The 14,017-nt window shown below is 60.5% G+C and carries 15 protein-coding genes; 10 read left to right on the top strand and 5 right to left on the bottom strand.

Annotated features, from left to right (window positions below; translation table 11 throughout):
• Positions 1–26: 26 nt before the first annotated feature.
• Both glnA and VCK47_RS00585 read left to right on the top strand, forming a co-directional pair.
• Positions 27–1,433, top strand: a complete 1,407-nt coding sequence (glnA, locus tag VCK47_RS00590; RefSeq protein ID WP_322891695.1) for a type I glutamate--ammonia ligase — start codon at positions 27–29, stop codon at positions 1,431–1,433.
• Positions 1,434–1,746: 313 nt separating this feature from the next.
• Complete coding sequence (locus VCK47_RS00585; protein WP_322891696.1) at positions 1,747–2,238, top strand: hypothetical protein; 492 nt, start codon at positions 1,747–1,749, stop codon at positions 2,236–2,238.
• Positions 2,239–2,418: 180 nt separating this feature from the next.
• Here the strand turns inward: VCK47_RS00585 and VCK47_RS00580 are convergent, their stop codons facing one another.
• Together VCK47_RS00580 and VCK47_RS00575 are read right to left on the bottom strand one after the other, a co-directional pair.
• A complete protein-coding gene (locus VCK47_RS00580) occupies positions 2,419–3,024 on the bottom strand; it encodes a biotin transporter BioY (protein WP_322892142.1) in 606 nt (201 codons plus the stop codon).
• Positions 3,025–3,109: 85 nt separating this feature from the next.
• On the bottom strand, positions 3,110–3,532 hold the full coding sequence (locus VCK47_RS00575; protein WP_322892141.1) for a DUF6314 family protein: 423 nt from the start codon (positions 3,530–3,532) through the stop codon (positions 3,110–3,112).
• Between the two features lie 91 nt (positions 3,533–3,623).
• Here VCK47_RS00575 and purB point away from each other — a divergent pair, with 91 nt between their 5' ends.
• The gene (gene purB, locus VCK47_RS00570) at positions 3,624–4,931 is read left to right on the top strand and encodes an adenylosuccinate lyase (RefSeq protein WP_322892140.1); all 1,308 of its coding nucleotides are present in this window, start codon (positions 3,624–3,626) and stop codon (positions 4,929–4,931) included.
• A 46-nt stretch (positions 4,932–4,977) separates the two neighbouring features.
• Here the strand turns inward: purB and VCK47_RS00565 are convergent, their stop codons facing one another.
• Both VCK47_RS00565 and VCK47_RS00560 read right to left on the bottom strand, forming a co-directional pair.
• Positions 4,978–5,652: an acyl-homoserine-lactone synthase gene (locus VCK47_RS00565; protein ID WP_322892139.1), complete on the bottom strand. Its 675-nt coding sequence runs from the start codon at positions 5,650–5,652 to the stop codon at positions 4,978–4,980.
• A gap of 117 nt (positions 5,653–5,769) precedes the next feature.
• Positions 5,770–6,378, bottom strand: a complete 609-nt coding sequence (locus VCK47_RS00560) for a helix-turn-helix transcriptional regulator (protein WP_322892138.1) — start codon at positions 6,376–6,378, stop codon at positions 5,770–5,772.
• Between the two features lie 136 nt (positions 6,379–6,514).
• Between VCK47_RS00560 and VCK47_RS00555 the strand changes: the two genes are divergently transcribed.
• The 6 genes from VCK47_RS00555 to VCK47_RS00530 all read left to right on the top strand — a co-directional run bounded on the left by VCK47_RS00555 (position 6,515) and on the right by VCK47_RS00530 (position 10,293).
• Positions 6,515–7,003 carry an autoinducer binding domain-containing protein gene (locus VCK47_RS00555; protein WP_322892137.1) on the top strand — a complete coding sequence of 163 codons (489 nt, stop codon included), beginning with the start codon at positions 6,515–6,517 and terminating at the stop codon, positions 7,001–7,003.
• Between the two features lie 48 nt (positions 7,004–7,051).
• Positions 7,052–8,089 carry a FliG C-terminal domain-containing protein gene (locus tag VCK47_RS00550; protein ID WP_322892136.1) on the top strand — a complete coding sequence of 346 codons (1,038 nt, stop codon included), beginning with the start codon at positions 7,052–7,054 and terminating at the stop codon, positions 8,087–8,089.
• 82 nt (positions 8,090–8,171) lie between these two features.
• Complete coding sequence (locus tag VCK47_RS00545; protein ID WP_322892135.1) at positions 8,172–8,519, top strand: ScnB-like protein; 348 nt, start codon at positions 8,172–8,174, stop codon at positions 8,517–8,519.
• A complete protein-coding gene (locus tag VCK47_RS00540) occupies positions 8,497–8,799 on the top strand; it encodes an SH3-like domain-containing protein (RefSeq protein WP_322892134.1) in 303 nt (100 codons plus the stop codon). Before VCK47_RS00545 ends, VCK47_RS00540 begins: the two co-directional genes overlap by 23 nt.
• Entirely contained in the window at positions 8,789–9,409 is a 621-nt protein-coding gene (gene nthA, locus VCK47_RS00535) for a nitrile hydratase subunit alpha (protein WP_322892133.1), read from the top strand. The genes VCK47_RS00540 and nthA overlap by 11 nt, the downstream gene beginning before the upstream one ends.
• Positions 9,406–10,293, top strand: a complete 888-nt coding sequence (locus VCK47_RS00530; protein ID WP_322892132.1) for a lysophospholipid acyltransferase family protein — start codon at positions 9,406–9,408, stop codon at positions 10,291–10,293. The genes nthA and VCK47_RS00530 overlap by 4 nt, the downstream gene beginning before the upstream one ends.
• Here the strand turns inward: VCK47_RS00530 and VCK47_RS00525 are convergent.
• Positions 10,290–10,982, bottom strand: a complete 693-nt coding sequence (locus VCK47_RS00525) for a DUF1223 domain-containing protein (RefSeq protein WP_322892131.1) — start codon at positions 10,980–10,982, stop codon at positions 10,290–10,292. The genes VCK47_RS00530 and VCK47_RS00525 overlap by 4 nt on opposite strands.
• Before the next feature lie 230 nt (positions 10,983–11,212).
• Between VCK47_RS00525 and acnA the strand changes: the two genes are divergently transcribed.
• Complete coding sequence (gene acnA, locus VCK47_RS00520; protein WP_322892130.1) at positions 11,213–13,990, top strand: aconitate hydratase AcnA; 2,778 nt, start codon at positions 11,213–11,215, stop codon at positions 13,988–13,990.
• The last annotated feature ends 27 nt before the right edge of the window (positions 13,991–14,017 follow it).

The raw sequence follows: 14,017 nt of genomic DNA, 5'->3' as shown, positions 1-14,017 counted from the left end.
GAGATACTACAGAAAGGTGCCCAAGAATGGACAAGAAAGCTGTTCTCAAACTGATCAAGGATGAAGAGGTCGATTACGTCGATATCCGCTTCACCGACCCGCGCGGCAAGCTGCAACACGTCACCGTGGTTGCCGATCTCGTCGACGAAGACTTCCTTGACGAAGGCTTCATGTTCGACGGCTCGTCCATTGCCGGTTGGAAATCCATCGACCAGTCCGACATGAAACTGATGCCCGACGCCTCCTCCGCCTATGTCGATCCGTTCTATGCGGAAAAGACTGTCTGCATCCATTGCAACGTGGTCGAGCCAGACACGATGGAACCCTATGACCGCGACCCGCGCGGCACTGCTGTCAAGGCCGAGGAATATCTGAAAGCCTCCGGCGTCGGCGACACCGCCTATTTCGGACCGGAAGCCGAATTCTTCGTTTTCGACGACGTGCGTTTCAGCGTCACGATGAACAAGGTGTCCTATCAGGTCGACGCGCTCGATGGCGCATGGAACACCGATACCGAATATGAAATGGGCAACACCGGCCACCGTCCCGGCATCAAGGGCGGCTATTTCCCTGTGAACCCGATCGACGACGCGCAGGAAATGCGTTCCGAAATGCTGTCCACGATGAAGCGGATGGGCATGAAGGTCGACAAGCACCACCACGAAGTGGCGTCTTGCCAGCACGAGCTGGGCCTGATTTTCGGCACGCTGACCAAGCAGGCTGACGAGATCCAGAAATACAAATACGTCATCCACAACGTGGCCCAAGCCTACGGCAAATCGGCGACATTCATGCCAAAGCCCATCGCAGGCGATAACGGCACCGGCATGCACGTGAACATGTCGATCTGGAAAGACGGCAAGCCACTGTTCGCGGGTGACAAATACGCCGACCTGTCTCAGGAAGCGCTGTACTTCATCGGCGGCATCCTGAAGCACGCCAAGGCGCTGAACGCGATCACCAACCCGACGACCAACAGCTACAAGCGTCTGATCCCCGGCTTCGAGGCCCCCGTGCTGCGCGCCTATTCCGCCCGTAACCGGTCGGGCTGCGTGCGTATCCCATGGGCCGAATCGCCAAAAGCCAAGCGCGTCGAGGCCCGTTTCCCCGATCCGGCCGCCAACCCCTATCTGGCCTTTGCTGCTCTGCTGATGGCCGGCATCGACGGGATCAAGAACAAGATCGACCCGGGTCCATCCTCGGACAAGGATCTCTACGATCTGCCGCCCGAAGAACTGGCATCGATCCCGACCGTCTGTGGCTCGCTGCGCGAAGCCCTGACCGAGCTCGAAGCCGATCACGAATTCCTGCTGGCCGGTGACGTGTTCACCAAATCCCAGCTTGAAGGCTACATGGCGCTGAAGTGGGAAGAGGTCTACGCCTACGAACACACCCCGCACCCGATCGAGTTCAAAATGTACTACAGCTGCTGATCGTAGGCTGATTGCAAAGAAGCCCCGTCTGAGAGATCAGGCGGGGTTTTTTGTTGGGGAGGCTGGGCGGTTAAAAACACGCGCGACGCATCAGGCGATTTAAAGTGTATGTCCGCTTCGAGCCCAGAGTGACGGGTGCTGCGTGATGCAGGGACGTCCGCTATCGCGGTCGATCCAAAAACCTTCAATTCCTGCTTGGGTGTTGAACGGGGTTTGTGGTTGCTTCAATCGGGGTGTTTTAATTATGCACCAAAAATGAGTTTGTTGAACGCCCTACTGTCTCAGAGTAGCGTAACGGACGGGAGAGACCGCCATGTCACTTTGGAAATCATTTTTCCGAAAATCTGGGCCACCAGATTTTGCTGGCCCCGACCAGAGTAGTCCAGAAGCCTTCATACGAAGTTACTGTGCCGATTACACATTGTGGAACAATTATTGCAGCCACTTGGCAGACGATGCCAAAGCATCCGCGAGGAAAACCCCGTTTAGCGAGTGTTCTCAGCTCTACGAGCTTTTTTTATCGCCCTTCATTACCAACGGCGTAAAGCTACAGCTTGTTGCATTCGGTTCAGACTCAAATTTCGACCCAAATAGGCTCTCGTTTGGCGATGCCGTAAATGAAGGCAGACTGCTCAAACAGCCATTTTTCATCACACGACCGGCACACCTATCTGGCAAAGATGAATACTATGCAGAACTTGAACCAAACCTTTTAGGTGGGTTCAGGCTAAAACAGATCTATTACATTGATCCGTTTCCGGAGGATCATGCAGACGGTAAAGATCTGATCTTACCTTGCCTCTAAACAGCAGGTTGCCCGCTCTCAAAAACCACCGTTTGTTTAACGGTTCGTCAGACCGGACATTGACGCACTTGCAGCGAAGGTCTGAAAAGTCCCGCACAGCCGCCCTATGGCGTCACACCACCCAACAAAAAAGCGCGGACCTTTCAGCCCGCGCCCCTCATCTCTCAGCATCCCCCGCGCTTACTTGCGCGCATCGCCGATCAGCTTCCACAGACCCGGCACCAGCAGTGCGGCCAGACCCAGTTTCAGCGCGTCGCCCAGCAGGAACGGTGTCAGGCCCCATGCAAAGATCGGCTGGTCAAAGCCGTACAGCACACCCAGCCATGCCACGCCCGGCACGTAGATCAGCACGTTGCCAATGAACATCGCCAGCGCCATCAGCACGACCGACCGGTCCCAGCCTGCGCGCGCCGCATAGCCCAGTGCCAGCGTCGCCAGCACATAGCCGACCAGATAGCCGCCAGTGCTGCCCATCATATAGCTGATGCCGTTCAGGTCAGCCGTCGAGCTTTGGAACACGTCAAAGCCCAGCATCCCCACGATCATCCAGCCCATGATCGTCGCCAGACCCAGACGGGGACCGTAGGCCGCGCCGATCGTCAGCACCGCGAAGGTGCCCATGCTGATTGCGACGGGGCTGCCGGGGACCGGCACCTTGATCTTGGCCATGACCGCCAGCAGCACGATGCCAAGAACGACCATCAGCGCCTGCTTGACGCGCAGGGCTGTGCCTTCGCTTGGGCCGAAAACCTCGGTCATGACGGATTTGTTGAGTGCGAGGGCCATCTGCCGCTCTCCCCTGTTTGTGATTACCTGCGTGTTTTATTGCCGATGCCGCGTCGCAGCGCAAGCAAAGCCTGTAGGGTGCGCTTCAGCGCACCACCCTCGAGTAATCCGTGACGGACGTATAATCCTTGCGCGGCCCCGTCACATCCCAAGTCGCGCGCCAAAGGGGCCAGCGGGTAAAGTCGTACACCACGCGGTAATGATCCGCCCCGCACGGGTGATCCGTCCCCGCTGCCTGACCCGCAGGCACGAAGGTATGAAAATCGCGCCCGTCCTCGAACCGGACGGTGACCAGCCCCTCACCAAAATCCCACAGATACCGCCGCACCGCCTGCATTACCGGCGCCGTCCCAATCCGCATCTGCCCGCTTTCGGTATAGATCAGCCCTGCGTCGCCCACCGGCTGCATTTCAGCCACACCCGTAAACTCGCCCTGCATCCGTCCATGCCGGTCGTCGATCCGCCGCACCACCTGCCAGCGCCCCGCAAAATCATCCCGTCCCAGCACCGCTTCTTCCCGTTCTTGGCTTGAGGCTTGGCCCCGTCCCTCTTATGACGCAAAGGCAATCCGCTGCCCAGACCAACGAAAAGGTGCCCCGATGATCCCACGTTATTCCCGCCCTGAAATGACCGCCATCTGGGACCCCGCCACCAAGTTCCGCATCTGGTACGAGATCGAGGCCCACGCCTGCGACGCCCAAGCCGCCATCGGCGTGATCCCCGCCGAGAATGCCGCCGCTGTCTGGAAGGCCAAGGACGTGGCCTTTGACGTCGCCCGCATCGACGAGATCGAGGCCGTGACCAAACACGACGTCATCGCCTTTCTGACGCATCTGGCGGAAATCATCGGGCAGGACACCGCGCGTTTCGTGCATCAGGGGATGACCAGTTCCGATGTGCTGGACACGACGTTCAACATCCAGCTGGTCCGCGCCTCTGACCTATTGCTCGCGGGCATGGACCGTGTGCTGGCCGCGCTGAAAACCCGCGCGCTGGAACATAAGGATACCGTGCGCATAGGGCGCAGCCACGGCATCCATGCCGAACCCACCACGATGGGCCTGACCTTTGCCCGTTTTTATGCCGAAATGGACCGCAACCGCGCGCGTCTGGTCAATGCCCGCGCTGAAATCGCCACGGGTGCCATTTCCGGCGCAGTCGGCACTTTCGCCAATATCGACCCGAGCGTCGAGGAACATGTTTGCGCCCAGCTTGGCCTGACACCCGAACCGATCAGCACACAGGTCATCCCCCGCGACCGGCACGCGATGTTCTTTGCGACATTGGGTGTGATCGCCTCCAGCATCGAAAACATCGCCATTGAGATCCGCCACATGCAGCGCACCGAAGTGCTGGAGGCCGAGGAATTCTTTTCCGCCGGTCAAAAAGGCAGTTCCGCCATGCCGCATAAACGCAACCCCGTGCTGACCGAAAACCTGACCGGCCTTGCGCGTCTGGTGCGCATGTCGGTGATCCCCGCAATGGAGAACGTGGCGCTTTGGCATGAACGCGACATCAGCCATTCATCGGTGGAACGCGCCATCGGGCCGGATACGACGATCACGCTCGATTTTGCGCTGCACCGTCTGGCGGGGGTGATCGAAAAGCTGGTGATCTATCCGGCCAATATGATGGCAAACATGAACAAGTTCCGCGGTCTGGTCATGTCGCAGCGGGTCCTGCTGGCGCTGACGCAGGCGGGTGTGAACCGCGAAGATGCCTATCGCCTTGTGCAGCGCAATGCGATGCGGGTCTGGGAACAGGGGGCCGATTTCAAGACCGAACTGCTGGCCGATGCCGACGTGCTGGCCGCCCTGTCACCCGCCGAGATCGAAGAGAAATTCGATCTCGGCTATCACCTCAAACACGTGGATACGATCTTCGCACGTGTGTTCGGCACGCGCTGACGCGGCACGGGAAGCATCAGGTCAGCGCGCGGCCTACCCGTCGGGATCAGGCTGTCGCGGGCCCGTGCACCGCGACGCGCTGCATCAGGTTACCTGCCTGCGGAGCCGGCGCGACTGTCGGCTGCGGTGCGGATTTGCGCATCACCGCAGGCATGCTCATCGCCACATAGCGCCGCGAATCGTGCAGGTTGACGTAAGAGTCGCCAATGATCCGCGCTGGAAAACCAAGCTGGCGCAGAGTGCGCGCAAAAACGGGCGGACACAGCGCGATGATCTCGGTCGCACCGTGCTGGCGGGCTTGCATGACAACACCGTCCAGCACCAGCGACAGGCATTCCGCACGCTCTGCTTGCGTCGTCACCTCGTCGGAAATCACGACACGGGTCGCTTCCCAGACATTCGGCGTGACCTCGGCATGGGGGATGATATCGGCAGGAATGCCGATCAGTTTGCCGTCGACAGCATCGCGCAGCATATAGGTATGCCCGCCCCACTGCGCCGTCGTCGCCATCGCGCGCATGCCGCCGATCACCTTGCCGTCCCGCAGCACCAACGAGTAATACGCGTTGGGGTTGTCGTATTGGTCCATCTCGACCTGGTCGTCATGCGGGATGTCCCACCCCAGCTGATCAACGAAAAACTGCTTGCGCAGCGCCAAAAACTCGAAAAAAGCGGTCCCGTGGCGGTGCAGATCCAAAAGATTGAAAGTAATATTTTCCATGTGCTTCCCCTTAAAGTAAAACAACGATCGCAGGCCAACGACCGTTAAAGATGTCATGATGACATCTAAAATTAAGATCTAATTGTAATTACTAAATTAAAAAAGAACGGAAACCGTTCAGATCAACCCGTACTGGCTGGCAAGCGCCGCTGCCTGTGTGCCGGTCTTGGCCCCAAGCTTGAGCTTGGCATTTTTGAGCCGCTGCTTGACGGCCCCTTCGCTCACGCTCAACTCATAAGCGATTTCCTTGAGCCGCTTGCCATCCTTGACCATGCCCAACGCCTCCAGTTCGGCCTTGGTCAGATTCGTCGGCGGCGCGGTCTCGTTGTGGCGCCGGGCAAGGTAGACCTGCAGCAGTTTGGCCTCGATCGCGGTGAATTCGCGGTCTGGCCGCGTGAACGACGCCAGCGACCGCTGCACGTCCTTGCTGCTGTCAAACACCGAAACCGTCAGGCCATAGCGCATCCCGAAGGTCTGCGCCTGCACAAAAACACGCTTGGGGTCGTCAAGCGTGATCTCGCTCCAACGGATGCTGCCGACGTTGCTATAGGCCCATCTGATGGCCGGATCATACAACATAAACCGTTGTTTTGTATAGTGGTTTACCCATTCGACGGGCAGTTCGTTGGTTTCTTCCATCGGAAAAGCAAACCCGATGCGCAACGCGATGTAATATCCCGAGGGCGCAAGCTGCCCGATCTCCTCCGGACCGATTAGTTCAGACATTCACTACCCTTCACGAGCCTCACGGGCCAGAAAGCTCTTGTTGCTGCGCCTTGGTTTACACTACAGTGGTGGAACCGTTTCCGGCGGACGATAGGTTGATAACCTCTGGAATGGCAACCATAAAGCGAGTAACCGAGTGCCTTATAAACAGATGCAGATTACCAGTATTCTGGAGCGTTTCAATGGGCTGGCACCCGATGGATACGCCTTGGGCCTGAATATCGCATATACGACCCCGCGTTTCATGTTCCAGACCTACCCCAAAGCCTGGCTTGACCATTATTCGCGCAATGGCCTGCTGATGACGGACCCGATGGTCGCGTGGGGCTTTGAACATAAGGGCAGCGCGCGCTGGTCCTCTCTTGATGACCCGGCAGGTGTGATGCAACAGGCCGCAGACTACGGGCTGAAGCATGGTGTCGTGATCGTTGAAGTGTCCGAAGACGACCGCAGCATCTGCGGATTCGCCAACGGCAAGGCGGAATTCACCGATGCCGAGATTGCGGAGCTGGCTGAAAATGTCAGTGCGCTGCATCATCTGACAGCAGATGTGTCGCAACTTGAACCCGCGACGGTCGACCAGCTCAAGAAAATGTCGATCATGGTCACGCATCCGGGGGCCTGACGGGTCCGGTAAGCAATTTATTTACGTCTTGACCGCTAGAGTGCGGGCATGACCTTCATGTCCGACATCCACAGCACCGCCGCGCTGACCCGCCGCCGCAAGGCGGCGATCGTCGTGCAGATGCTGATCGCCGATGGCGGCAGCATGCCCTTGGCGGACTTACCCGAACCATTGCAGGAAATCCTGACCGGCGAACTCGCGACCTTGCGCCGGCTCGACCGGGTCACGATGGATGCCGTGGCCGAAGAATTCGCAGCCGAACTCGACGCGATGGGCATGGCCGCCCCCGGCAGCCGCGACAATGCGATCACGGCGCTGGCAGACCATCTCAGCCCCGCGCTGGCCAGCCGTCTGCAATCGCAACTGGCCAGCGTGCGCAACGGCGACCACTGGCCTGTCGTCGCGGACCTGCCGGTGCCGGTTCTGGCACGGATCATGCAATCGGAAAGCATTGAAATCTGCGCTGTCACCCTGTCCAAACTCCCCGTGGCCAAAGCGGCAGAGGTGCTGGCAAAAACCCCCGGCGACCGCGCGCGGCGGATCACCTATGCCATGTCGCTGACGGCCGATGTGACGCCTGACGTCGTGCGGCGCATCGGGCGGGCGCTGGCGCAGGATTACGGGCGCCCGCCAGCCACAGCCTTCGAAAAAGCACCGGTGCAGCGCCTTGGTGCGATCCTCAATTCCGCCACGACCGACACGCGGGAAGACATGCTTGAAGGATTGGGCGCCAAGGATCCCGTCTTTGCAAGCGATGTGCGCAAGGCGATCTTCACCTTCAAGGACATCGCCCCGCGCGTCAAGGAAACGGACATTCCAGCCTGCATCCGGTCGGTGGATGCTCCTGTACTGACAACAGCCATCGCGGCAGGGCTGGCAGGCGATGCCGCACTGGTGGCATCGGCGGAATACATCCTTGCCAGCGTCTCGCAACGCATGGCGGCCCAGATGCGCGAAGACGCGGCCGAACGGGGCCCAATCAAGAAAGCAGACGCCGAAGCCGCGATGGCCGCCGTCACGACAGCCGTGCGCGAACTAGCCGATGGCGGGCTGATCGTGCTGCGCGACCCCGACGATACGGAATGACGGCCTGTGTAGGGTGACACTTGCCCTGACGGGATTGCTTTATCGCGTGGACAGCACCCTGCGATCCGCTTAATCCTTGGGCATGACAGACCAAACAACCCCCTCCGGCCGCCGCTGGCACGACATGGGCGGCTTGCCCGCCGGACCTGTCCCCCATGACCAGCACGATTTCGCGCTGTGGGAAAAACGTGTGGACGCGCTGATGGTGATCGGCAGCAGCAAGGGGCATTTCACGGTCGACGGTCTGCGCCGCGTGCTCGAGGATATGGGCGCCGAGGCGTTCGAGACGATGAGTTATTACGAACGCTGGATCGCCGCGATCAACCAGAACCTGATCGAGGCCGGTGTCTATACCACCGACGAACTGGCCCGCAAGATGACAGAGGTCGCCGCCCGCGGACCGACCTATGGCGATGCCTGCCATGACTGACCGGACCTATCTGCGCGTGCGCGCCGACATGCCCCCCGGCCATGTGCGCACCCCCGCCTATCTGCGCGGCAAGACAGGCTGGGTCGAACGCGACCTTGGCGCCTTTCCCAACCCCGAAGACCTTGCCTATCGCCATCAGGGCCGCATGATCCCGCTGTTGCGCGTCCGTTTCACCATGGCCGAGGTCTGGGGCAGCGCCGCCGAACGCGCCAGCGACACAATCGACGCGGAAATCTATGCCCATTGGCTTGAACCGGCAGAGGCGCCCCATGCCCCATGACCACCACCCCCACCGCCCCGACGACGACCATCCGCTGACCTATGCCCAGCAGATGGAAATCGCCGTGCGCGAATTGCTGATCGCCAAAGGCGTGACCACCGCTGCCGACATCAGCGCCCAGATCGCCACGATGGATGCGCGCAGCCCCGCCAACGGGGCCGCCGTTGTTGCCCGCGCTTGGACCGACCCCGATTTTCGCGCAGCCTTGCTGGCAGATGCCGCCGCCGCCAGCCGTGCGATGGGCTTTGACATCGGCCCTTTGCGCCTGATCGCGGTCGAGAACACGACAGCGGTGCATAACGTCATCGTCTGCACGCTGTGTTCATGCTATCCGCGCAACCTCTTGGGCCTGCCGCCCGACTGGTACAAGTCCCGCGCCTACCGGTCGCGCACCGTGCGCGAACCGCGCAAGGTTCTGTCCGAATTCGGCCTGCACTTGCCTGAGGATGTACAGGTCCGCGTCCACGACAGCACCGCCGACATGCGCTATATCGTCATCCCCGCACGCCCCGCCGGAACCGAAGGCTGGCCCGCCGAGGCGCTGGCGTCGCTCGTCACCCGCGACAGCATGATCGGGACCGCCTTGGCCACGGCGCCGTCGGCCCCGTGACAGCCAAGTCCAAGATCAACGGCAGCTTCGGCGACCGCGCCGCCGATTTTGTGCTGCGCGGCCTGATCGGCGGCGTCAAGCGGCTGCCCTATGCCACCCGCGTCCGGTTGATGGGACAGACCATCGCGGGTGGGATCGCTCCGCTTGCGGGCTATCGCAAACGGGCAGAACAGCATCTGGCCCTGATCTATCCCGACATGCCCGCCGCCCGCCGCCGCGACCTTGCCCACGCCTGTTGCGACAATTTCGGCCGCACCCTGATCGAGAATTACTCGTGGCACGATTTCGCGGCCCATCTGGCGGGGACCATGCCCACAGGCCCGGGCTTTGCCGCTTTGCAACAGGCCGCAGCCGACAAGCGCCCGGTGATCTTTGCCACTGGCCATTTCGGCAATCACGAAGCGCCACGGCAGGTGCTGACGCGGCTTGGCTATACGATCGGTGGCTTGTACCGGCCGATGCAGAACGCGTTTTTCAACAGCCATTACGCGCGCACGATGACATCCTGGGGTGGGCCGGTTTTCGAACAAGGCCGCCAAGGCACGATGGGTTTCGTCCGGCACCTGCGCGGCGGGGGCATGGGGACCTTGCTGTTCGATGTTGCGGCCAAGGGCCCCGCGCTCCCGTTTCTGGGCAAGCCCGCGCATACGGCCACGTCGATTGCGGATATCGCCCTGCGGACGGATGCGTTGGTCATTCCCTATTTCGGCATACGCCAGCCCGACGGGCTGTCGTTCCAGATCATGCTGGACGCGCCCATCGCGCCCGCGGCCCCTGTTGCGATGATGCTCGCACTGAATGCATCGCTGGAACGCCAGATCGCGGCCAACCCTGCCCAATGGTTCTGGGTGCATCGCCGCTGGAAGCCGCGCAAAAAGACCTAACGCAGCCGTGCCGATCCGACGATTGCACCATGTCCGGCCTGCTGGATGATCGCGACCACAGGGTCAGAGCCTTCGGCAGACATGCTCATATCCAGCGGTGCGGTGCCATCCCATTGGCCCAACACGATCCATGATGTCACGACATTGGCATAGTCGATCTGGCTGCCCGCGTTTTCGCCCTTTCTGATCTCGACCGTCTCGAGCGGGACATAGCGCACCAATTGCACATCGTAGTCGCCCGGCAAGCCGGGGCCAGCCGTGACCGTTACCATGTCACCGGAGCGCGCCAACCGCACGTCAAACAGGTTCGGCTGACCGGCATGGGCCTGCACCGCGTCCATCACCTGCATGGGACGTGATCCGACGATATGATCGACCCCGCCCACAATCATCTGCGGCGTGTAAATCATCGTCGCCTGTGCCGCATGGGCATAGGCCTGCTGGCGGGCGGTGTGTTCGGGCTTGCCAAAGATATCGACCCAGCCCAGATAATCCCAGTAATCGACATGCAGCGCGAGCGCGATCACGTCATCGCGCAGCGCAAGTTCGCGCAGGATATCATCGGCGGGCGGGCAAGACGAACAGCCCTGCGAGGTGTAAAGCTCGACCACGACCGTGTTATCCTGTGCCGCGACTTGTCCGGCGTGAAAAAGACCGACCAACCCGATCGTTGCTAGTAAAAGGCGCATGTTCCATCCCGACTACGGCTGTCCCAGCGGTTTAGGCAAAATCGAGCCGAAATGCCAATCAACCAATTGCGACTGTCTTGGTCGCAATGTTTCACTGCGATTCCGGCAAAATTCTGTCGATTGTGTGCAATGGTATACAAATTTTCGCCTGACCCCCTTGATCGGCGTTCGCGCATGGGGCAAAAGCGCGGCAATAGCCTTGCTTTGCATAAGCCATGAAAGGGATAGCCATGACCGTCACCGTCGGCAAAGACACCGCCAAAACCCGCAAAACGCTGAAAGTCGGGGACCAGTCGGTCGCCTACTATTCGATCCCCGCAGCCGAAGCGGCCGGTCTTGGCGATTTCTCCAAACTGCCCGCCGCCCTCAAGGTGGTGCTGGAAAACCTGCTGCGTTTCGAGGATGGCGGTTTTTCGGTCAGCGTCGATGACATCAAGGCGTTTTCGGACTGGGCCACGATGGGTGGCAAGAACCCCCGCGAGATCGCCTATCGCCCTGCCCGCGTGTTGATGCAGGATTTCACCGGCGTGCCCGCCGTGGTCGACCTTGCCGCGATGCGCGACGGGATCAAGGCGCTGGGTGGCGACGCCCAGCAGATCAACCCGCTGAACCCCGTCGATCTGGTCATCGACCATTCGGTGATGATCGACGAATTCGGCAATCCCCGTGCGTTCCAGATGAACGTGGACCGCGAATATGAACGGAACATGGAACGCTACCAGTTCCTGAAATGGGGCCAGAAGGCGTTTAAGAACTTCCGCGTTGTCCCGCCGGGCACCGGTATCTGCCATCAGGTGAACCTTGAATATCTGGCGCAAACCGTCTGGACCGATACCGACCAGAACGGCGAACTGGTCGCCTACCCTGACACGCTGGTCGGCACCGACAGCCACACCACGATGGTGAACGGTCTGGCCGTCCTCGGCTGGGGCGTCGGCGGGATCGAGGCCGAGGCCGCGATGCTGGGCCAGCCCGTTTCCATGCTGATCCCCGAAGTCGTGGGCTTCGAGCTGACGGGCGAGATGACCGAAGGCACGACCGGCACCGATCTGGTGCTGAAAGTCGTGGAAATGCTGCGCAAGCTGGGCGTGGTCGGCAAATTCGTGGAATTCTACGGCTCCGGTCTGGACAATCTGCCCTTGGCCGACCGTGCGACCATCGCGAACATGGCGCCCGAATATGGCGCGACCTGCGGCTTCTTCCCGATCGACAACGAAACCCTGCGCTACCTGCGCAACACGGGCCGTGACGAGGACCGCATCGCGCTGGTCGAAGCCTATGCCAAGGAAAACGGTTTCTGGCGCGGCGCGGATTACGCCCCTGTCTATACTGAAACCCTGTCGCTTGACATGAGCACGGTTGTCCCTGCGATCTCTGGCCCGAAACGGCCGCAGGACCACATCAACCTTGATATCGCAGGCAAGGCGTTTGGCGATTACGTCAAAGGCGTGCGCGGCGGCATTGACGCCACCGTCAAGGAAGAAATGCGCTGGGAAGGTGAAGGCGGCCAGCCCGAACCTGCGACAATCCCCGGCGACGAAGGGTTCCACAGCCGCGGCTATGTGAAAACCGACGAAGGCAGCTATCAGCTGCACGACGGGTCCATCGTGATCGCCTCGATCACATCCTGCACCAACACGTCGAACCCCTATGTGATGATCGGCGCCGGCCTTGTCGCACGCAAAGCGCGTGCACTGGGTCTGAACCGCAAACCTTGGGTGAAAACATCGCTCGCCCCCGGATCACAGGTCGTGTCCGAATATCTGGAGGCTGCGGGTCTGCAGGAAGATCTGGACGCTATCGGGTTCAACCTTGTGGGCTATGGCTGCACGACCTGTATCGGCAACTCGGGTCCGCTTGACCCTGCGATCAGCAAGGCGATCAACGATTACGATCTGATCGCTACCTCTGTGCTGTCGGGTAACCGCAACTTCGAAGGCCGCATTTCGCCGGACGTCCGCGCGAACTATCTCGCCTCGCCGCCTCTGGTGGTGGCCTATGCGCTGGTCGGTGACATGAACGTCAATATCGCCACCGACGTGATCGGGCAGGACAAGGACGGCAACGACGTCTATCTGCGCGACATCTGGCCAACATCTGCGGAAATCAACGCGCTGGTCGAACGCACCGTGACACGCGAGGCGTTCATCAAGAAATACGCCGATGTGTTCAAGGGCGACGAGAAATGGCAGGCGGTGGAAACCACCGATTCTGAGACCTACGACTGGCCCGCATCGTCCACCTATGTCCAGAACCCGCCTTATTTCAAAGGCATGTCCAAGGACGCAGGCACGATCCAGAACGTCGTCAACGCCAAGGTTCTGGCGGTTCTGGGCGACATGGTCACGACCGACCACATCAGCCCTGCCGGTTCGTTCAAGGACACAACGCCCGCGGGCAAATACCTGATCGACCGTCAGGTGCCGGTGCGCGAATTCAACTCCTACGGGTCGCGCCGCGGCAACCACGAAGTCATGATGCGCGGCACCTTCGCCAATATCCGCATCAAGAACGAGATGCTGGACGGCGTCGAAGGCGGTTACACCAAAGGCCCCGATGGCGCGCAAACCTCGATCTTTGACGCGGCGATGGCGCATCAGGAGAACGGCACGCCATTGGTCATCTTCGCGGGTGAACAATATGGCGCAGGCTCCAGCCGTGACTGGGCGGCGAAAGGCACGGCACTTTTGGGTGTCAAGGCGGTCATCGCCGAGAATTTCGAACGTATCCACCGCTCCAACCTCGTCGGGATGGGCGTGGTGCCGTTCGAATTCACCGGCGGCGACACCCGCAAGACGCTGGGCCTGACCGGCGAGGAAACCGTGACCATCGAAGGTCTGGATGCGGTGAAACCTTTGCAGGACATGACCGCCAAGATCACTATGGCGGACGGGTCGGTGAAAGAGATCACCGTGAAATGCCGGATCGATACAGCGATCGAGATCGAATACATCGAGCATGGCGGCGTGCTGCACTACGTGCTGCGCAACCTCGCCAAAGCGGCGTAAAACACAAAGCCCCGGTGGAAACACCGG

The organism is Yoonia sp. 72 (assembly GCF_034652275.1).
Classification (GTDB): domain Bacteria; phylum Pseudomonadota; class Alphaproteobacteria; order Rhodobacterales; family Rhodobacteraceae; genus Yoonia.
This window is presented reverse-complemented; position numbering and strand designations above follow the sequence as displayed.